Below are 19,686 nucleotides of genomic sequence, written 5' to 3' on the forward strand. Positions count from 1 at the left end.
TTACATATATTCATATAAATTATCTTTAAAGGGAATATATAATGAAAAGAAAAGTTCTGGCAATTCTTGTACCCGCATTATTAATGGCTGGCGCGGCAAACGCGGCTGAAATGTATAACAAAGACGGCAATAAAGTTGACCTGTACGGCAAGGTTGACGCGCGTCACACCTTCTCCGACAACGCGGGCGACGACGGCGACGAAACCTACGTGCAGATTGGTTTCAAAGGCGAAACACAGATTACCCGCGATCTGGTCGGTTACGGTCAGTGGGAATATAAAACCTACGCAAATGATACCGAAGACGCCGGGGATACCTCTTTCAACCGTCTGGCCTATGCGGGCCTGAAATATGGCGAATACGGTTCATTTGATTATGGCCGTAATTACGGCGTCGTGTATGACGTTGAAGCCTGGACCGATATGCTGCCGGTATTTGGTGGCGATTCCTACACCTGGACTGACAACTATATGGTTGGCCGTACCAACGGTGTTGCGACCTACCGTAATAATGATTTCTTCGGTCTGGTTGATGGCCTGAACTTCGCGCTGCAGTATCAGGGTGCTAACGAAGGCGCAAACGCTAACGAAGATCAGGAAGGCACCAAAAACGGTCACGACGACGTACGCTTCCAGAACGGCGACGGCTTCGGTATGTCTACCACCTATGACTTCGACTTCGGTCTGACGCTGGGTGCGGCGTATTCTTCCTCTGACCGTACCAACGATCAGGTTGCTTATGGTGCGGGCAACTATAACCGCTTCAGCAAATACGCAGGCGGTGACCGTGCAGACGCATGGACCGTTGGCGCAAAATATGATGCTCAAGGCGTCTACCTGGCGATGATGTACGCGGAAACCCGCAACATGACGCCGTACGGCAGCGACGGCATCGCCAACAAAACGCAGAACTTTGAAGCCGTAGCGCAATACCAGTTTGACTTCGGTCTGCGTCCATCCCTGGCATGGGTCTATTCCAAAGGCATCGATCTGGGCGGTAACGATTATCACCCACGCAATGGTTATGACTATGTAGACCAGGATCTGGTTAACTACATCGACCTGGGCATGACCTACAACTTCAACAAGAACTTCTCCACCTACGTTGATTATAAAATCAACCTGCTGGACGAAGATGACGCCTTCTACAATGACAACGGTATTGCAACCGATGACATTGTTGGCATCGGCATGATCTACCAGTTCTGATCCCTGAAAATATTAAAGCCCGCATTTGCGGGCTTTTTTGTTTCAAGGGACACTATTTTTCGGCGCTTCCTGCAGCGCCACGCGGATAAACCCGTTATTCTGCGCCAGCAGCTCATGGGCTTTCCACGCATCCAGACCGGTCAGCACCATCAACACCGCCGTTTTACAGTGGTGGTTACAGCTCTCCAGCGCGGCTTTTGCCTGCGCTCGGGTGCATCCCCCCGCCTCCATCACGATGGCGATCTGCCGTTCGGCCCATTTGGTATTGCTTGCCTCAAGATCCACGCGCAGGTTGCTGTAAACGCGCCCGGTACGAACGGCCAGCGCCGTGGTAATCATTGAGAGGATCATTTTTTGCGCGATCCCCGATTTGGTGTTGAGATAGCCGGCCACCACATCGGCACCCAGTTCGGGAGCAATAACCATACTCGCCAACTGCGCGGCTTCACTTTGCGCATCACCGGTAATAATGGCGACCGGTGAACCCAACGACCATGCATGCCGCATTGCCCCCCAGACCCACGGCGTTTTTCCGCTGACGGTCACGGCAAGCATCATATCGTGCTCATCAAATTTAATGGCCTGCAGATCAGCCACCCCGCGCTCGTAGCTCCCATCCCCCTCTTCTGCCGTCACGGCAATTACCGGCGTTTTACCCGGCGCATACTCATCTGCAGCCTGTTGTGCGATGCAGCCTGACGGGCCCGCGCCGACAATCACCAGACGGCCGCCGTGGTTGAGCGCCGAGGAGGCGTTATCCACCGCACGGGCGATTGTCGTTAAGCAGGGGGTTATAGCAGCAGAAATGCGTGCATCTTCCTCGTGGATAACCTTCAGCATGTCCAGCGTGGACAATCTATCTATATTCATCGTGCTGGCGTGCCGTCTTTCCTTGACTGAACCGGTAAGCGTAATGCTCATAAACAGCCTCCTTATTATGAGTACCCACACACTATAAAGTGTTTTATATAGATGACCTGCGAGTGGGGTCACGAAAAGAAGAGTAAATCGACGCTTTTACATGGCTTTAAGAAAAGCCCATCATCAGCGATAATCACTCCCTTTCTTAATCATCGCGGAGTGTTGATGAGCGATCTGCAGCCTTTCCCTCTGACGCGCAAGCGCCCCATGAAACTGTACACGCTGGTCACGTTGATGGTGTCCGCGATTATCGCCTCTGTGCTGCTGGTGGTTTTTGCGCTCTATTCCGTGCAGATCACCCGGGCGACCCGCGATGATGTAAAAGATACCGCTCTGGGCATCGCCCGCACGCTGGCCGACAGCCCGGAGATCCAGCGCGGCCTGATGCAGTCGCCGCAGGCCGACATCATTCAGCCCATCGCCAAAGCCGTTACCCAACGCAACGATCTGCTGCTTACCGTGGTGACCGACATGCGGGGGATTCGCTACTCGCACCCTAACGAGGCGCTCATCGGCCTGCATTTTATCGGCAACGATCTGGAACCCGCGCTGGAAGGCAAAGAGAATGTCTCGGTTAACCGCGGCGCCCTCGCCGAGGCGCTTCGCGTTTTCACGCCGGTCTATGACAGCCAACACGATCAGATCGGTGTCGTCGTGGTGGGGATTTCCCTCAAAAAGGTGGAAGACCAGATAGCCCGCGGGCGGCTGAACGCGCTCTGGACGATTCTGTTCAGCATATTTATGAGTTCGATGGCGATTTGGGGTCTGGTACGGGTGCTGAAGCGCATTCTTTTCGGGCTCGAACCCTATGAAATCTCCGCCCTGTTCGAACAGCGCCAGGCGATGCTGCAGTCGCTTCGCGAAGGGGTGCTGGCCGTCGATATTCACGGCCGCGTGACGATGATTAACCACGCTGCCAGAGAGATATTACTTCTTCCCTCCGGCAAGCAGACCGAAAACACCAGCGAGCCGCTGCTGGCAAACCTGCGTGAGGTATCGAAAACCGGGGTTGCGCGTCAGGATCAGGAGATCAGCTGCAACGGACGACTGCTGCTCTGCAACATGGTGCCGGTCAAAAGCCAGAATCGGGTGATCGGGGCTATCAGCACCTTCCGCGATAAAACGGAAATCAGCCAGCTGATGCAGCGTATTGATGGCATGGTCAACTACGTCGACGCCCTGCGCAGCCATACGCACGAGTTTATGAATAAACTGCATGTGATCCTCGGCCTGCTGCACATGAAGCGCTACGACAAGCTGGAGGAGTACATCATCCAGACGGCGCATAATTACCAGACGGACATTGGCACGATCCAGAGCAAGGTAAAGTCCCCGGTCGTTGCCGGATTCCTGCTGGGTAAAATCAACCGGGCGAAAGAGGCCGGCGTCACCCTGACGCTGGCGGATGAAAGCCTGATACCGGATACCGCCAGTGAAGAGCAGGTTGCGGTGCTGATCACCGCCCTTGGTAACTTAATCGAAAACGCGCTCGACGCGATGGCAGGACAGCAGGAAGGCGAGATTGGCCTGCTGCTGCATTATCAGAATGGCTGGCTCAGCTGCGAAGTCAGCGACGACGGCCCCGGCATTGATCCCACTCAGCTGGAGGCTATTTTTACTAAGGGGTTCTCAACAAAAGGTGAAAACCGCGGCGTTGGGCTGTTCCTTGCTCGCCAGCAGATCCAGAACCTGGGCGGCGATATTACCGTCGAGTCTGAGCCTGGCGTATTTACCCAATTTTTTGTTCACATCCCCTGGGATAGCGAGAGGAATATCGCGTGATAAATGTATTAATTGTCGATGATGACGCCATGGTAGCCGACCTCAACCGTCTGTACGTCAACCGTGTTGAAGGCTTCAGCTGCTGCGGCGTCGCCTCCACGCTCAATCAGGCCAGGGCCTTTATCAATAACCCCAGCCAGCCTGTCGATCTGGTGCTGCTGGACGTCTACATGCAGCAGGATAACGGGCTGGATCTGCTGCCCGATATTCGCGCGTCAGGCCGCCCGATTGATGTGATAATGATCTCCTCGGCCGCCGATGCCGCCACGATCCAGACCTCCATCCACTACGGCGTGGTGGATTATCTGATAAAGCCTTTCCAGTTCCCGCGCTTTGAAGAGGCGCTGAACGGCTGGAAGGCAAAGCACAGCCTGATGGGCTCGCACCAGTATTACGAGCAGGCGGACGTCGACAGGCTGATCCACGGCGGCGCGCCGGAGCTGGCGGACACTAAAAAATTGCCGAAGGGGTTAACGCCGCAAACGCTGCGCACGATTTGCCAGTGGATTGATGGCCACCCGGAGACGGAATTTTCCACCGACGATCTGGCTAACGCAGTCAATATCTCCCGCGTCTCCTGCCGTAAGTACCTGATTTGGCTTGCGCAGATCAACATTCTGTTCACCAGCATTCACTACGGCGCCACCGGGCGTCCGGTGTATCGCTACCGCTTACAGCCGGAACAGATCGGGCTGCTCAAACAGTACTGCCAATAACGCGGTAGCTCTCGTCCAGAAGGGTAAAACGGAAGTGGTGCATCGAGGAGATCACCACTTCTTTTGTTTTGGTCACAAAGATAGCTTCAATATCGGGGCGCGCGCGCAGGGCGGCACAGCCCTTTTCTACCCCCATGCCGTACATCAGCGTGGTCCAGATGTCGCCGTCAATGGAGTCTTTTGAAATGATAGTGACGCTCTCCAGCTCGTTGTCGAGCGGATACCCGGTGCGCGGATCGAGAATATGGTGATAGCGCTTGCCGTTCTGCTCGAAGTAGCGCTCGTACGTTCCCGAGGTCACCACGGAGAGGTTCTCCACCGTCATCGCACCGATCAGCGCGTCACCGGCGAACGGTTTTTTTAGCCCCACACTCCAGCCCCCTTCCGGCGAGCCTAACGTCTGGATGTTTCCGCCGAGGTTGATCAGCCCCAGCTCAGCACCCTCTTTGCGCAGGTAGTCCCGCACCCGGTCGGCGATATAGCCTTTGGCGATGGCACCCAGATCAATCTCCATCCCCGATCTGGTCAGAAACACGCTGGTCTGCGCCTCATCAAGGATGACCTCCTCGGGCCGGGTTATCGCCAGCAGGGACGCAATGTCATCGGCAGGCGGAACGCTGTCTCCCTGAAAGCCAATCTTCCAGCGCTTCACCAGCGGGCCGATCGCCAGGTTGAACGCGCTGTCTTTTAGCATGCTTGCCGCTTTGGCACAGCGGATCAGTTCAAACACCGGACGACTGACGGCAACCGGATGCTGGCCCGCCGCATGGTTGATGTCCATCACCTGGGAATGCGCCCGGTTAACGGTGAGGAGATCTTCGTACTGTTTGATCAGGCGGAAAACGCGGGACGCGAGGGCTTCGTCATGGGAGAAGAGCTTCAGGAGAATGGGCGAGCCCATCAGAACGGCGGAGTAGCTGTAAACGCGATGGCTATCAGGCATTGCATGTGTCCTCAGATGTAGCCCCGGCAGGCACCGCGCCGCCGGGGAGACAGGAGCCTTACGTTCTTTTTGAGCGCATCGCCGCCTGATGTCCTGCAAGGGTACCAAAAATAATGATATCCGCCACCGCGTTACCGCCGATACGGTTGCCGCCGTGGATCCCCCCGACCACTTCACCCGCCGCAAACGCCCCCGGCAGTACGTTGTGGTTGCTGTCCAGCACGCAGGTTTCGGTGTTGATGGTCACGCCGCCCATGGTGTGGTGCACGCCTGGCGCAATCTGAATAGCGTAGAAAGGCCCTTCGTTGATAGGCGCACGCAGCGCGGTGGTACGACCAAAATCGTCATCGTGCTGTTTTTCAACGAAACCGTTGTAACGTTCCAGGGTCGCGAGAAAAGCGTGGTGATCCATACCGAGCGCTTCCGCCAGCGCTTTTGGCGAGCTGGCGCTGGTCACGAAGCCTTTCGCAATGTACTCATCCGCGGCTTTGTTTTTGGCACGTACGTGCTCGTCAAAGACGATGTACGCGTATTTTTCCGGCAGCGCGATGATTGACGCCGAGACTTTATCGCGGGTCGACATTTCGTTGTAGAAGCGCTCCCCTTTCTGGTTGACCAGAATCGCCCCGCCCCCGCGGATGGATTCGGAAATCAGGTAAGAGGTGTTTTGCTCAACGGTTGGGTGAATTTGAATTTCGCCCATATCCACGGTGCCTGCCCCGATGCGCTCCAGCAGCGCGATGCCGCCGCCGGTCGCCCCTTTATGGTTGGTGGTAACGAAACCTTCCAGATCCGGACGGTATTTGACGACCATCTGGCTGTTGGCGCTGAAGCCGCCCGTCGCCACGATCACGCTTTTCGCTGCCACGGTGACGGTTTCGTTCTCTTCAGTGGTCAGGCGAACCCCGGTCACTTCACCGTTCTCGAAGATGATGTCGCTGACGGAGGTATCCAGCATCACCTCGATGTTGCGTTTGTTGACGTTACGCACCAGGCCGCTGATCAGGTAGCCCCCCACCGCAGAGCCGTCTTTTGGACGGTGAGTACGGTCGATGCTCATCCCACCGGTGGTGGTGATGTCGTTCAGCATGATGCCGCGCGTTGCCAGCCACTCGATCGCCTGCGGCGCGTTCTCGACAAAGCGGCGCAGCAGTTCAGGGTTGTTCTTGTTGCCGCCGCCTTTCAGGCTTTCCTGGTAGAACAGCTCTTTGCTGTCCTGAATGCCCTTCACGCGCTGGAAGCGGGTTTCGGCGGCATTCATACCGGCAGAGGCTTTAATGGTGTTCCCGCCGATGGTCGGCATCTTCTCAACAATCAGCACGCTCGCGCCTTCGTCGTGAGCCTGAATCGCCGCCGCCAGACCGGCGCCACCACTACCGACCACCACCACGTCCACGCTGCGGGTTTCGTTCGGGTCAACGCCCTCTTCCGCTGCCAGCGCTTTGCTGGATTTCAGCATCGCTTTAGAGACCGCTTTCTTCACCGCTTCACTCTGGCTGGTTGCACCGGTGATGGCATCCACGTGCGGGGTATTGGCGTCCAGAATGCGGGTACGGATCTCTTCAAAGCTGGTGACGAACTCAACGTCATCGCTCGGGCCAGAGGCCAGCTCGATGTCCGCAATGCGGTCGGTTTCCAGACTGACGTTAATCACCAGCTCGTTCGCGTCGTCCTGCACCTTCTCGGTGAACATGCCCGGTTTGAATTTCGATTCGCCCATGCTCATGTCGCGGATCATCGCTTCCACCAGCGAGAAGCGCCACAGCGGTTCAGGAATGCTCAGTTCCTCGCGTTTGGTGCTGTCCATAAACAGCTCAAGGCTTTCACCCGTCGCGATGCGGTCGGTCCAGTCCGGGTAGGCAATAGTGGCGCGGCCAACGGCAATCAGGTCGTAACCGTGATCCAGCGCTTCATTCACGTCTGACGCATTCACCACGCCGCCCACGCCCATCACCGGAACCTGCGCCAGCGTTTCAGAACGCATCGCGCAATATTTTTCGATCAGCGGCGTCGGGTCCTGGGTGTCGACAATGGACGGACGCAGGGTCGCGCCGACGGAGAAGTGCAGGTAGTCCACGCCGCGCGCCGCCAGTTTTTCCAGCAGGTACATGGTGTCTTCAAAGCGGATGCCCGGCACTTCCAGCTCTTCAGGGGAGAAGCGGTAGCCAATAATAAACGCGTCGTCCGCGTACTGGCGCACCATTTTGTGGGTGATGTCCAGCACCGCCAGCGGGAACTTCGCGCGGTTGTCGCGGCTGCCGCCCCACTCGTCGTCGCGCTGGTTAGAGTTTGGAGAGTAGAACTGCTGAATCAGGTAGGTGTTCGCCCCGTGGATTTCCACACCGTCAAAACCGGCCTGGATGGCGCGGCGCACGGCTTCACCAAACTTGCCGATCATGCCTTCCACTTCTTCGGCGGTCAGGGCAACCGGCGTTGCGGCACCGTCACGCGGCGCGGCCACGGCGCTTGGGCCAACCGGGGTACGGCCACCGATCAGTTTCGGATCAACCATGCGGCCACCGTGGTAGATCTGCAGCAGGGCCTTAGAGCCTTTGGATTTAATGGCCTTGGCGATTTTCGCCAGCCCGGCGATTTTCTCGTCGTTATCAATACCAATTGCGCCCGGGAAGGCGAGGCCGAGATCGTCGACGAAGCAGCACTCCACGATGATGGTGCCAATGCTGCCGGAACGGGCCCGATAGTACTCCACCAGCTCGCTGGTGACGGTGCCGTCATAATAGCCGGTACAGGTGGTCATAGGGGCCATTAACAAACGGTTTTTCAGTTCAGTGCCATTCGGTAATGTGAAGGGGCTAAGAATGCGTTCGTTAGTGCTCATAATAGAAACTCCAAACTTTTAAAAATTGAGAATTCGTTATCGGATTAATTTTTTTATTTCGTCGTTCTTTGCCGATGTCATGATATTAATATAATGATTTTTTTAGTTTCTAAAGCTATTACGTTAGTTAAAAAACTATTTAATCCCTGTAATAACACTAATAATACATTGGTGTTAGCGATTGTCATTCAGGCATTCACAATATTTTAAAATACGTTAAATAAAAAATGGTAAAACCATTACACCAAAAACCAAAAACACTCTTTAAAATCAACTAAATAGCAATTATTAAAAATTCAAATTGTTACAGAAATGATAAAATAAACCCGCAAAAAAGATAATAACCACATACGCCAGAGTGGTTATTAATAAAAGCATAAAAATAACGCTGCAATTCTGTTTTTTTGATCTCGATCAATAGTCATGGCATTTAAAAGCGCAATATAAAAAACATCATCATTTTTTAATTTAACGCACACAAAAAAGCGTTAAATCGCTATTACTGAAAATACAAAAACGCACCTTTAATAACTAAAAAAAGCAAAGAAACTTAAGAAAGCAATTTTGACTTTTCAGTGCGACCGAATTTTTGACAACTTAAGACGTGAAACTATGAATACAAAAACTGCTGTAACGCCCCCTGTGGCGAACCAGGCATCAAATGGAAACGCAAAACGTCTGCTGATGATGGCACTGCCCGTCATCGTCGCCGTACTGCTGCTGTTTGTTCCCGTTCCTGAAGGGCTGCCGCCTTACGCGTGGCACTACTTCGCCATCTTCGTCGGCGTGATCGTCGGTCTTATCTTCGAACCCCTGCCGGGCGCGGTGATCGGTCTGACCGGCGTGGTCGCCATTGCCCTGTGCAGCCAGTGGGTGCTGTTCAGCCCTGAACAGCTGGCTGACCCGAAATTTAAGCTGGCGGGCGCCTCCTTTAAATGGGCGGTGAGCGGGTTTGGTAACTCCACCGTCTGGCTGATTTTCGGTGCCTTTATGTTCGCCGCAGGCTATGACAAAACCCGCTTCGGCCGCCGTCTGGCGCTGATTCTGGTGAAGTACCTTGGCCGCCGCAGCCTGACGCTCGGTTACGCGATTACGTTTGCTGACCTGCTGCTGGCACCGTTCACCCCGTCCAACACCGCGCGCAGCGGCGGGACCATCTACCCGATCATCGCTAACCTGCCGCCGCTGTACGGTTCAAAACCGAACGACCCTAGCGCGCGTAAGATTGGTTCGTACCTGATGTGGGTGGCGATCACCGCGGCCTGTATCACCAGCTCAATGTTCCTCTCCGCCCTCGCGCCAAACCTGCTGGCCCTGGCGCTGGTGAAAAGTACGGTTGGGATCGACATTTCCTGGGGGACCTGGTTCCTCGCCTTCCTGCCGCTGGGCATCCTGCTGATTCTGACCATGCCGCTGCTGGCCTACTGGTTCTACCCGCCAGAAGTGAAGGTGAACAACGAAGTGCCGCTGTGGGCGACCCGTGAACTGGAAAAACTGGGCAAACTGTCCCGCAATGAAATCCTGCTGCTGGTGTTCGTATGTTGCGCGCTGCTGATGTGGATCTTCGCCGCCGCGTGGATTGAACCCGCGATGGCGGCCCTGCTCATCGTCGGCCTGATGCTGTGGACCGGCGTGCTGGAGTGGAACGATATCACCGGCAACAAAGCGGCGTGGAACACCTTCGTCTGGTTCGCCACCCTGGTGGCGCTGGCGGATGGCCTCTCCTCTACCGGCTTTATCAGCTGGTTAGGTAAAGAAGGCGGCCTGCTGATGAGCGGTATCTCTCCGGGCGTGGCGACCATCGTCCTGCTGCTGGCGTTCTACCTGCTGCACTACCTGTTTGCCAGCACCACCGCGCACACCACGGCGCTGCTGCCAGCGATGCTGACCATCGCCTCCACCATTCCGGGCATGAATATGGAAGTGTTCGTTCTGCTGATGGTGACCTCGCTGGGCGTCATGGGGATTATCACCCCGTACGGCACTGGCCCAAGCCCGATTTACTACGGTAGCGGCTACCTGCCAACCAAAGACTACTGGCGCCTCGGCACCATCTTCGGTGCCATCTTCCTGGCGGCCCTGCTGCTGATTGGCTACCCGTGGATGTCCATGATGTTCTGATTCCTGACCGCCGGACTTCTCCTCCGGCGGTTTTATTTTTGTGGAGCAATACTATGTCGAATAAACCGTTTTTTTATCAGAACCCCTTCCCTCTTTCGCATGACGACACCGAATACTACCTGCTGACCAACGAGCATGTCTCCATTGCCGAATTCGACGGCCAGGAAGTGCTGAAGGTGGAGCCCGAAGCCCTGACCCTGCTGGCGCAGCAGGCCTTCCACGACGCCGCATTTATGCTGCGTCCTTCCCACCAGAAGCAGGTTGCCGCCATTCTTAACGACCCGGAAGCCAGCGAGAACGATAAGTACGTGGCCCTGCAGTTCCTGCGCAACTCGGAAATTGCGGCGAAAGGCGTGCTGCCAACCTGCCAGGATACCGGCACGGCAATCATTATGGGTAAGAAAGGCCAGCGCGTCTGGACCGGGGGCGGTGACGAAGCGGCCCTGAGCCAGGGCGTGTATAACACCTATATTGAAGACAACCTGCGCTACTCGCAGAATGCGGCGCTGGATATGTATAAAGAGGTGAATACCGGCACCAACCTGCCCGCACAGATTGACCTCTACAGCGTCGACGGTGACGAGTATAAATTCCTGTGCATGGCGAAGGGCGGCGGCTCTGCCAACAAAACCTATCTCTACCAGGAAACCAAAGCGCTGATTACCCCGGCGAAGCTGAAAAACTACCTGGTTGAGAAGATGCGTACCCTGGGGACCGCAGCCTGCCCGCCGTACCATATCGCGTTTGTTATCGGCGGCACCTCAGCGGAAGCCACGCTGAAAACCGTGAAGCTCGCCTCCACCCGCTACTACGACGCGCTGCCAACCGAAGGCAACGAGCACGGCCAGGCGTTCCGCGACGTTCAGCTCGAACAGGAACTGCTCCAGGAAGCACAGAACCTCGGCCTCGGCGCGCAGTTCGGCGGGAAATACTTCGCCCACGATATCCGCGTGATCCGCCTGCCACGCCACGGTGCCTCCTGCCCAATCGGCATGGGGGTCTCCTGCTCCGCCGACCGCAACATCAAGGCGAAGATCAACCGCGACGGGATCTGGATTGAGAAGCTTGAGCACAACCCGGGTCAGTATATTCCTGAATCCCTGCGCCAGCAGGGCGAAGGCAACGTGGTGAGCATCAACCTGAACAAGCCGATGAACGAGATCCTGGCGCAGCTTTCCGCGCACCCGGTCTCTACCCGCCTGTCGCTGAACGGCACCATTATCGTGGCGCGCGACATTGCCCACGCGAAGCTTAAAGAGCTGCTGGATAACGGCGAAGCGCTGCCGCAGTACGTCAAAGATCATCCGATTTACTATGCGGGTCCGGCAAAAACCCCGGAAGGCTACGCGTCTGGCTCACTCGGCCCGACCACGGCGGGGCGCATGGACTCGTATGTAGACCTGCTGCAATCCCACGGCGCGAGCATGATCATGCTGGCAAAAGGCAACCGCAGCCAGCAGGTAACCGACGCCTGTCATAAGCACGGCGGCTTCTACCTGGGCAGCATTGGCGGCCCGGCGGCGGTGCTGGCGCAAAACAGCATCAAGAGCCTGGAGTGTGTGGCCTATCCTGAGCTGGGTATGGAGGCGATCTGGAAAATTGAGGTGGAGAACTTCCCGGCGTTTATTCTGGTGGATGATAAAGGCAACGACTTCTTCCAGCAGATCCAGAACAAGCAGTGCAAAGGCTGTTCACAGCGCTGAGTGCTTCCATACGTCCGGCAGGAGCGACAGCGTTTCAGCGATCGTGCTGCGCTTGTCGCTCCCCGGCTTCCAGATGGTGACCATCGTCTGACCAATCCCCTGGCTGCCCACTTCGGTGTGCAGCCTTTTTACGTTTTGCCACTGACCGGCATGAAAATGCGTCGGTAAGAATCCCCAGCCGCAGCCGCGCTCCAGCAGACCGCGCAGCATCTCCGGTTCGTTGGTAAAGAGGGTATGCCCGGAGATCTGCAGGCGGCGCGCCACCGGCTCGTCCGAGGCGGGGTGCATGACGACCTGGGGCACCAGGGAGAGATCGAGCAGCGACAGTGGGGAAGCACTGTCCGCAAACAGCCCGCGGGCGGCATAAAAATCCATATCAATGGCGCCGAGGGCGCGCCACTCCATGTCATTGCCCACGCTGCGGTTGCGCGCCTGGCAGATGGCCAGATCCGCGTCGGTGTTCGCCAGCAGCCGTTCCGATTCATCCCGAGAGGTGCAGATAAGGCTCAGCCGGATGTTTCGCGCGGCCATTTCAGCAATCACCCCGTGCAGAAAGGCTCTGGGCGTAAAAGGATCGTAGGCCAGCGTCAGGTCCTGCGTGGCACCGTGCGGCACCTCTCTGGCAAACGCCTCAAAGGCTTTTACCTGCCGCATCAGCAGGTGCGCCTGGCGCTGAAGCTGTTCCCCTTCGGGCGTGAGCCGCAGGGTGCGGCCGTCGCGAATAAACAGCGCGTAGCCCAAGCCATCCTCAAGAAAATCAACCAGATCGCGAAGCGTCGTGCGGTCCTTCTTCAGCGCCACCGCGGCTTTACTCAGGCCCCCGTTCTCGGCCACGGCGGTAAATGCCTCGAGCTGTGCAAAAGAGTAAATCAGTCCCGCCACGCTACGCTCCCTCTGTTTTATAGGGGGATTTTCCCCCACTACGCGTTTTTTATTATAGCCCCCGGGTTTTTAAACTGAAGCCGTTCTTAACCTGAAAGAGACGGATATGAAAAACAGAAAAGTAAACCATGCCCTGCTGGCGGGACTTGTCTTCAGCGCCCTGCTCTCCCCTGCGGCAGTGGCCGCCTGCAAAGGCACCGACCTTAGCGCCTGCCCTGCCCCCTTTGACGCCGCGCTGCCGGACACCCATAAGATGCTCACCTGGAGTCAGGCTGACCGCGTGGTGGGCTTTCGCAATGACTACCGCAACTACGCCGGGGATGTTTTCCGCCACGGTAGCGCCGTGGCGCTGGAAATGTCGGATAAGCCGCTCACTGACGCATGGTATCAGGTCAACGGCAGGCGCTACGGCCTTCAGGAGTACCTTAAACGCCAGAACGTAAGCGGCATGCTGGTGCTGAAGGACGGCAAAATCGCCTGGAAGTACCTTGGAGAGGGCAATACCGACTCCACGCTCTGGACCTCGCGCTCGGTTGGGAAATCGGTGGTATCGGCGCTGGTGGGCGTGGCCCTCAAAGAGGGAAAAATTCACTCGCTCGACGACCTGGTCACGCGGTATGAACCCGACCTGAAAGGCACCGCGTGGGACGGCGTGACGCTTAAGCAGCTTATCACCCATACCTCCGGCGTGGCGTGGAACGAGGATTACACCAACCCTAAATCCGACTTCGCGCAGCTCACCGAGTGCGAGGCGAAGCCGGGTACCTATGACTGCGTGCGCAAGCTGGTGAAGGGGTTACGCAGGGCGCACCCGGCCGGAGAGACCTGGTCTTACTCTTCGGGCGGCGCCTGGCTGCTGGGTGACGTGCTGGAGCGGGCCACCGGCATGACGCTGGCGGCCTATCTGGAGAAAAGCATCTGGCAGCCTTACGGCATGGCGAGCGACGGCGTGTGGCATGCCTACAGCAAAGGCCAGCACGACGTTGGCGCGCACGGCTTTAACGCCACGCTGGAGGACTGGGGACGCTTCGGGCAATTTATCCTGAACAACGGTACGCTGCCGAACGGTAAGACCATCCTGCCGGAAAACTGGATCCAGCAGTCGTCAGACTGGACGAAGGCCAAAGGCTCGGTCTCAGACGCCCATCCCGAGGGGCTGTACGGCTATCAGTGGTGGAACAACGAAGTGCCCGCCAACGCCACGGGCGTAGAGCCGACGGCCCAGGATTCGCTGAAAGGTTCACTCTGGGCGCTGGGCATTTTCGGGCAGATGATTATGGTGAACCCGAAGGAAAATCTGGTCATCGTCCAGTGGTCTATCTGGCCGCAGGCGGAACCGTCCTTCAGCGCCCAGCCGCTGGAAGCCTCTCTGATGTTTAGCGCGATTGCCAGGGCGCTGCGCTAAATGGCCTCCGCCGGGTAACGACGCGGTTACCCGGCTCATTCTAAAACGCGCCTCTGCGCTACATCACAAAATCGCAATATCAGAGACTTACAGAATGTTGGTGAATAAAAAGCCAATATTTTGTTAAGTTATTGTTGCCATTAATTGTATTTATTCGCCGGATTATATTCATGCAAGAAATGCATCAGTCGATGCGGCATTTGCGCTTATCTAATTCCTCATCCTGATCCAGTTTTCAGAAACAGACGCGTAAAACGTCAACAATAAACTGGAGATAACCATGTTTTCCTCAACCTCACCTGCAACCGTACGCTCTAAGGCGGGCGCGATACTTCGCGTGACGTCCGGCAACTTTCTTGAGCAATTCGATTTCTTTCTTTTCGGCTTCTACGCCACCTACATCGCCCACACGTTCTTCCCGGCGAGCAGTGAATTTGCGTCGCTGATGATGACCTTTGCCGTCTTCGGCGCGGGCTTCTTGATGCGTCCAGTCGGGGCCATTGTGCTGGGGGCTTATATTGACAAGGTGGGTCGCCGCAAAGGGCTGATCGTGACGCTTTCCATCATGGCGGCAGGCACCTTCCTGATCGTGCTGATCCCGTCCTATCAAAGCATCGGGCTTTGGGCACCGTTGCTGGTACTGACGGGCCGTCTGCTGCAGGGCTTTTCCGCCGGTGCGGAGCTTGGAGGCGTCTCGGTCTATCTCGCTGAAATCGCCACGCCGGGCCGCAAAGGGTTCTATACCAGCTGGCAGTCCGGCAGTCAGCAGGTTGCCATTATGGTCGCCGCGGCGATGGGTTTTGCCCTGAACGCGCTGATGGAAGAGAGCGCAATTCGTGAATGGGGCTGGCGCATCCCGTTCCTGTTCGGCTGTTTAATCGTGCCGTTTATCTTTTTCCTGCGCCGCAAGCTGGAGGAGACGGAAGAGTTCAGCGCGCGCCGCCATCATCTGGAGATGCGTCAGGTCTTTAAAACGCTGCTTGGCAACTGGCAGGTGGTGGTCGCGGGCATGCTGATGGTGGCGATGACCACCACCGCGTTCTACCTGATCACCGTCTACGCGCCAACCTTCGGCAAAAAAGTGCTGATGCTGAGCGCCTCGGACAGCTTGCTGGTCACGCTGCTGGTTGCGATCTCTAATTTCATCTGGCTGCCGGTGGGCGGCGCGCTGTCGGACCGCTTCGGGCGTAAACCGGTGCTGATTGCCATGACCCTGCTGGCGCTGGCCAGCAGCTATCCGGCCCTGACGCTGCTGGCTGATGCGCCAAGCTTCTCCATGATGCTGAGCGTCCTGCTGTGGCTCTCCTTCCTGTACGGGCTGTATAACGGGGCGATGATCCCGGCGCTGACGGAAATTATGCCCGCTGAAGTCCGCGTGGCAGGGTTCTCTCTGGCTTACAGCCTCGCAACGGCGATCTTCGGCGGCTTTACCCCGGTGATGTCCACCGCGCTGATTGAATACACTGGTGACAAAGCCTCGCCGGGCTACTGGATGAGCTTCGCCGCGGTGTGTGCCCTGCTGGCAACCCTCTACCTCTACCGTCGTCGCGCGGTTTCGGTGCAAAACACCGTTAAGTCGCAGGGGGCCGCATGACTCGCACTTCTCGTTATGCCGCCACCGCGCTGATGCTGACGTTCCTGAGCGCCAATGCCTGCGCTCAGGAGGTGAAAGTGATGATTTCAGGCGGTTTCAAAGCCGCCCTTGAAAAGCTGGCACCGGAATATGAACGCCAGACTGGCGATACCATCGTGATTATTCCCGGTCCGTCAATGGGCGCTACGCCGCAGGCGATCCCAAACCGGCTCGCGCGCGGCGAGAAAGCCGACGTGGTGATTATGGTGGGCGATGCGCTGGCGAAGCTCGAAAAAACCAGCCAGACCCAGCCGGGTTCGCGAACGGAACTTGCGGACTCCCCCGTCGGAATGGTGGTGAAAAAAGGGGCGGATGTCCCTGATATCAGCAGCGAGGCGACGCTACGTAAAGCGCTGCTTCAGGCCAGCTCCATCGCCTACTCAGACAGCGCCAGCGGCAGATATGTCAGCCAGACGTTGTTCAAAAAGCTGGGGATTGAAAAGGAGGCGGCGGCTAAAGCAACGATGGTCGAACGCATTCCGGTTGCTTCAGAAGTGGCAAAAGGGAAATACGCCGTGGGCTTCCAGCAGGTGAGCGAGCTACTGCCGGTTCAGGGCGTCACTTTTATCGGTAAAATCCCGGATAATCTGCAGTACATCACGCGCTTCGCGGGCGCGGTCACCCGTCACGCTGAACATCCTGACGAGGGTAAAGCGCTGCTGACCTATCTCGCCTCACCGCCCTCACGCGCCGTCATCGAGAAGACGGGGATGATCCCCGTTACGTCCGGCGATACCGCTCGGTGATCTCTTTTTCCAGTTCAGCCGCGATATAAGACTGGATGCGCCCCCGGCGCCGGATAAGCCCAACGGTGCGTTTCACTTCCGGCGCCACGAGCGGCAGGTGCGTCAGCGGCGTGTGCTCTGAGGTCGGCATTGACATGGCGGGAACGGCGGCAATGCCGATCCCCGCCTCTACCATACCGAGCATCGTGGTGACGTGGCGCGTTTCGCAGACGCTGGGGCGCTCGGGAACGATCTCCCCCAGCATCCGATCGAGCAGGTTGCGGTTGCCTGACGTTTTATCGAGGGAGATATAGTCTTGCTGGTAAAACGCCTGCCACGTCAGGTGACTCTTCTGCGCCAGAGGGTGATCCTTTCTGCACGCCGCAACGTAGACATCCTCCACCAGCGGGAAAAATTCGATTTCAGACGGCAGGTTTCCTGCAAAGCAGATGCCAAAATCCGCCTGGCTGCGGGCCACGGCGTCAATCACATTCCCCGCGCTGCTGTCGATGAGCTTAATGCGAACGCGCGGAAAGCGAGACTGAAAGCGACGGATCACATCAGGCATAAAGTAACAGGCGGCGGAAGGTACCGCGGCGACCGTAATCAGCCCCGTCCGCTCTTCACTGGCCTTATCGACATCCGCCAGCATTGACTCAACGCTGTCGAGCAGCTGCGCGGAGCGCTCAGCAAAGTTTTGCCCGTATAACGTCAGGGCGACGCGGCGGGTGGTTCGGTCAAACAGCCTGGTTCCCAGCGCGGCTTCCAGCTTTTCGATCCTGCGGCTCAGCGCCGACTGGGATATGCAGATTGATTCAGCGGCGACACGGAAGTTACCGTATTCCACTAACGCCCTGAAGGCATAGAGATCGTTAAGGTCGAAATTCACGGGCATAGCGTCTGGATGTCCTGGCAGGGAAAGCAACAAAGTCAAAAATAATAGCGTCTTATTGACCTTCCGCAACCGGCGCGGTGTTGAAATAGGTCAGAGGTCGTTGAGATTGAGGCGAATGCGCCCGGCCTGGTCAGCAATCGCCCGCCGTTCCTCTTCCTTCATATCCGCAAGCTGTTTATAGACAATGCCCAGGCGGGGATTGTTACCGAGGCGCGCCCGGTTGCGCGCAAAGAAATCCCAGTAGAGGGCATTGAACGGGCACGCCAGCTCTCCGGTGCGCTGGTTGTGCTGGTACCGACATCCCTGACAGTAATTACTCATCTTATGAATGTAGGATGCGCTTGAGACATAGGGCTTACTGGCCAGTAACCCGCCATCGCCAAACTGGCTCATGCCGAGAGTATTGGGCAGCTCCACCCATTCAAACGCATCAATATAGACCCCCAGATACCACTCATGGACCGCCTGCGGCGACAGACCGCTGAGCAGACTAAAGTTCCCGATCACCATCAGGCGCTGGATATGGTGGGCGTAAGCCTCGGTAAGCGATTGCCCAACGGCATGCGCCAGGCAGCGCATCTGCGTTCTCCCCGTCCAGAACCAGTCCGGCAGCGGAGCGTGCTGCTCCAGGGCATTCAGCTCGCGATAGCCCGGCATTTGCGACCAGTAGATCCCGCGCACGTACTCCCGCCAGCCGAGAATTTGTCGGATAAACCCTTCAACGGCAGGCAGCGGCGCGTGGCCAGAACGCCATGCCTGCTGGGCGGCGGCCACCACTTCCCGGGGATTAAGCATTTTGGTATTCAGCGCAAAAGAAATTAACGAATGAAAAAGAAAAGGTTCCTCCGCGTGCATCGCATCCTGCCAGTTTCCAAACTGCGGGAGCACGTGAGAAATAAACGCATCCAGACTGGCTTTGGCTTCCGAACGGTTGAGCGGCCAGCGAAAATTGTCGGCCTGCGGTTCGCCGAAGGTCTTTACGCCGCAGCGTTGGATCTCTGCCCACAAGGCTGAACGATCGTGGCGGGGGCGCGAGTCACCCGGTGCGGGCGGCTCGCCGGACCAGCGCCTGCGGTTTTCAGCATCATAATTCCATTTCCCCCCTTCCGGCTCGCCTTCAAAGGTCAAGAGAATCCCGTGCCGACGGCGCATTTCCCGATAAAAGTATTCCATTCGCCAGCTTTTACGCGACGCAAAAAACACGCTTACCGCGTCGCGGGGGGTGAAAAAATGCTCGCTGCTGACGCAGGCTGTTTCAACGGACACTGTTTTCGCCCACGCCTGCAGCTGCACATCAAGACGCCATTCGTCGGGCTCCTGCCACAATACCCTGTCGGCGCTGTAATGCGTAACAAGCGCGTTGAGATTCTCTTCCAGCGCGCCGCGGTTTGAACCGTCAGAGAGCCGGACATACCTTACCCGATGCCCCTTCTCTTTCAACGCTGAGGCAAACGCCCGCATGGCGGCGAAGATAGCGATAACTTTCTGGGCATGATGCAGCACGTATGCGGTTTCCGCCCGCAGCTCCAGCATCACGTAAATGACGTTTGGGTTGCGGGTGTCAAACCAGCTGTGATGCGGATTAAGCTGATCGCCCAGGATCAGACGCAGCTCGGTCAACGCTGGCTCCTGCGGCAACGCTCGGAACAGTATTTGACCTCATCCCAGCATTTCGCCCATTTTTTGCGCCACGTCATCGGCCGCTGGCAGTGCACGCACAGCCGACTGGGCAGGTCCTGCTTGTTGCCTTTGAAATCGCTCATCTTTTCAATACCGTACTGATTTATTCACCCCACCTGCGGATAAAGGCTACGACAGACGTCACAAAATGAAGGTGATGCCTGCAAAGCGCTACCCACCGCTACGTACGAAATGATAGTTTATTCGGGCTATAAGTGTTGCAATGATAACGT

Annotated in this window: 15 protein-coding genes; 8 read left to right on the forward strand and 7 right to left on the reverse strand. The window is 57.0% G+C overall.

Annotation, left to right across the window (positions count from 1 at the left end; all coding sequences use genetic code 11):
- The first annotated feature begins 41 nt into the window (after nucleotides 1-41).
- Complete coding sequence (gene ompC / locus INF73_RS15600; RefSeq protein ID WP_047367847.1) at nucleotides 42-1,208, forward strand: porin OmpC; 1,167 nt, start codon at nucleotides 42-44, stop codon at nucleotides 1,206-1,208.
- Between the two features lie 42 nt (nucleotides 1,209-1,250).
- Here ompC and INF73_RS15605 read toward each other — a convergent pair whose 3' ends face one another.
- On the reverse strand, nucleotides 1,251-2,129 hold the full coding sequence (locus INF73_RS15605; protein WP_193542893.1) for an N-acetylmuramic acid 6-phosphate etherase: 879 nt from the start codon (nucleotides 2,127-2,129) through the stop codon (nucleotides 1,251-1,253).
- A 165-nt stretch (nucleotides 2,130-2,294) separates the two neighbouring features.
- Between INF73_RS15605 and INF73_RS15610 the strand changes: the two genes are divergently transcribed.
- Nucleotides 2,295-3,911 carry a sensor histidine kinase gene (locus INF73_RS15610; RefSeq protein ID WP_193542891.1) on the forward strand — a complete coding sequence of 539 codons (1,617 nt, stop codon included), beginning with the start codon at nucleotides 2,295-2,297 and terminating at the stop codon, nucleotides 3,909-3,911.
- Complete coding sequence (gene dcuR, locus INF73_RS15615; protein WP_028013719.1) at nucleotides 3,908-4,627, forward strand: two-component system response regulator DcuR; 720 nt, start codon at nucleotides 3,908-3,910, stop codon at nucleotides 4,625-4,627. The genes INF73_RS15610 and dcuR overlap by 4 nt, the downstream gene beginning before the upstream one ends.
- Here the strand turns inward: dcuR and INF73_RS15620 are convergent.
- Both INF73_RS15620 and INF73_RS15625 read right to left on the reverse strand, forming a co-directional pair.
- Nucleotides 4,608-5,570, reverse strand: coding sequence for an FAD:protein FMN transferase (locus INF73_RS15620; protein WP_063437814.1), 963 nt, complete (start codon nucleotides 5,568-5,570; stop codon nucleotides 4,608-4,610). The genes dcuR and INF73_RS15620 overlap by 20 nt on opposite strands.
- A gap of 58 nt (nucleotides 5,571-5,628) precedes the next feature.
- The gene (locus tag INF73_RS15625; protein ID WP_193542889.1) at nucleotides 5,629-8,409 is read right to left on the reverse strand and encodes a flavocytochrome c; all 2,781 of its coding nucleotides are present in this window, start codon (nucleotides 8,407-8,409) and stop codon (nucleotides 5,629-5,631) included.
- Nucleotides 8,410-9,021: 612 nt separating this feature from the next.
- On the opposite strand from INF73_RS15625, the gene INF73_RS15630 reads away from it, so the two are divergent.
- Nucleotides 9,022-10,530, forward strand: coding sequence for an anion permease (locus tag INF73_RS15630; protein ID WP_023325580.1), 1,509 nt, complete (start codon nucleotides 9,022-9,024; stop codon nucleotides 10,528-10,530).
- A 53-nt stretch (nucleotides 10,531-10,583) separates the two neighbouring features.
- Entirely contained in the window at nucleotides 10,584-12,233 is a 1,650-nt protein-coding gene (fumA, locus tag INF73_RS15635; protein ID WP_193541480.1) for a class I fumarate hydratase FumA, read from the forward strand.
- On the opposite strand, the gene INF73_RS15640 is transcribed toward fumA, so the two are convergent.
- Nucleotides 12,222-13,115: a LysR family transcriptional regulator gene (locus tag INF73_RS15640; RefSeq protein ID WP_193541482.1), complete on the reverse strand. Its 894-nt coding sequence runs from the start codon at nucleotides 13,113-13,115 to the stop codon at nucleotides 12,222-12,224. The two genes, fumA and INF73_RS15640, sit on opposite strands and share 12 nt — an antisense overlap.
- A gap of 106 nt (nucleotides 13,116-13,221) precedes the next feature.
- On the opposite strand from INF73_RS15640, the gene INF73_RS15645 reads away from it, so the two are divergent.
- The 3 genes from INF73_RS15645 to INF73_RS15655 all read left to right on the forward strand — a co-directional run bounded on the left by INF73_RS15645 (nucleotide 13,222) and on the right by INF73_RS15655 (nucleotide 16,899).
- Entirely contained in the window at nucleotides 13,222-14,520 is a 1,299-nt protein-coding gene (locus INF73_RS15645) for a serine hydrolase (protein ID WP_193541484.1), read from the forward strand.
- A gap of 280 nt (nucleotides 14,521-14,800) precedes the next feature.
- The gene (locus tag INF73_RS15650) at nucleotides 14,801-16,114 is read left to right on the forward strand and encodes an MFS transporter (protein ID WP_028013725.1); all 1,314 of its coding nucleotides are present in this window, start codon (nucleotides 14,801-14,803) and stop codon (nucleotides 16,112-16,114) included.
- A complete protein-coding gene (locus INF73_RS15655; RefSeq protein ID WP_193541485.1) occupies nucleotides 16,111-16,899 on the forward strand; it encodes a substrate-binding domain-containing protein in 789 nt (262 codons plus the stop codon). Before INF73_RS15650 ends, INF73_RS15655 begins: the two co-directional genes overlap by 4 nt.
- Here INF73_RS15655 and INF73_RS15660 read toward each other — a convergent pair.
- From INF73_RS15660 to INF73_RS15670, 3 genes are all read right to left on the reverse strand, one after another.
- Nucleotides 16,874-17,773, reverse strand: a complete 900-nt coding sequence (locus tag INF73_RS15660; RefSeq protein WP_193541488.1) for a LysR family transcriptional regulator — start codon at nucleotides 17,771-17,773, stop codon at nucleotides 16,874-16,876. The genes INF73_RS15655 and INF73_RS15660 overlap by 26 nt on opposite strands.
- Nucleotides 17,774-17,863: 90 nt before the next feature.
- On the reverse strand, nucleotides 17,864-19,393 hold the full coding sequence (locus INF73_RS15665) for a cryptochrome/photolyase family protein (protein WP_193541490.1): 1,530 nt from the start codon (nucleotides 19,391-19,393) through the stop codon (nucleotides 17,864-17,866).
- Nucleotides 19,390-19,536, reverse strand: a complete 147-nt coding sequence (locus tag INF73_RS15670) for a DUF2256 domain-containing protein (RefSeq protein ID WP_193541492.1) — start codon at nucleotides 19,534-19,536, stop codon at nucleotides 19,390-19,392. Before INF73_RS15670 ends, INF73_RS15665 begins: the two co-directional genes overlap by 4 nt.
- Nucleotides 19,537-19,686: the final 150 nt, after the last annotated feature.

The organism is Enterobacter cloacae complex sp. P6RS, assembly GCF_014982245.1.
GTDB lineage: Bacteria > Pseudomonadota > Gammaproteobacteria > Enterobacterales > Enterobacteriaceae > Enterobacter > Enterobacter bugandensis.

What these genes read in the sequence shown, in the direction of transcription:
- INF73_RS15655 (WP_193541485.1), top strand. Translation starts at nt 16,111, where the DNA reads ATGACTCGCACTTCTCGTTATGCCGCCACCGCGCTGATGCTGACGTTC.
- INF73_RS15670 (WP_193541492.1), bottom strand. Translation starts at nt 19,536, where the DNA reads ATGAGCGATTTCAAAGGCAACAAGCAGGACCTGCCCAGTCGGCTGTGC.
- INF73_RS15610 (WP_193542891.1), top strand. Translation starts at nt 2,295, where the DNA reads ATGAGCGATCTGCAGCCTTTCCCTCTGACGCGCAAGCGCCCCATGAAA.
- INF73_RS15625 (WP_193542889.1), bottom strand. Translation starts at nt 8,409, where the DNA reads ATGAGCACTAACGAACGCATTCTTAGCCCCTTCACATTACCGAATGGC.
- INF73_RS15630 (WP_023325580.1), top strand. Translation starts at nt 9,022, where the DNA reads ATGAATACAAAAACTGCTGTAACGCCCCCTGTGGCGAACCAGGCATCA.
- INF73_RS15605 (WP_193542893.1), bottom strand. Translation starts at nt 2,129, where the DNA reads ATGAGCATTACGCTTACCGGTTCAGTCAAGGAAAGACGGCACGCCAGC.
- INF73_RS15645 (WP_193541484.1), top strand. Translation starts at nt 13,222, where the DNA reads ATGAAAAACAGAAAAGTAAACCATGCCCTGCTGGCGGGACTTGTCTTC.
- INF73_RS15650 (WP_028013725.1), top strand. Translation starts at nt 14,801, where the DNA reads ATGTTTTCCTCAACCTCACCTGCAACCGTACGCTCTAAGGCGGGCGCG.
- ompC (WP_047367847.1), top strand. Translation starts at nt 42, where the DNA reads ATGAAAAGAAAAGTTCTGGCAATTCTTGTACCCGCATTATTAATGGCT.
- INF73_RS15660 (WP_193541488.1), bottom strand. Translation starts at nt 17,773, where the DNA reads ATGCCCGTGAATTTCGACCTTAACGATCTCTATGCCTTCAGGGCGTTA.
- fumA (WP_193541480.1), top strand. Translation starts at nt 10,584, where the DNA reads ATGTCGAATAAACCGTTTTTTTATCAGAACCCCTTCCCTCTTTCGCAT.
- INF73_RS15620 (WP_063437814.1), bottom strand. Translation starts at nt 5,570, where the DNA reads ATGCCTGATAGCCATCGCGTTTACAGCTACTCCGCCGTTCTGATGGGC.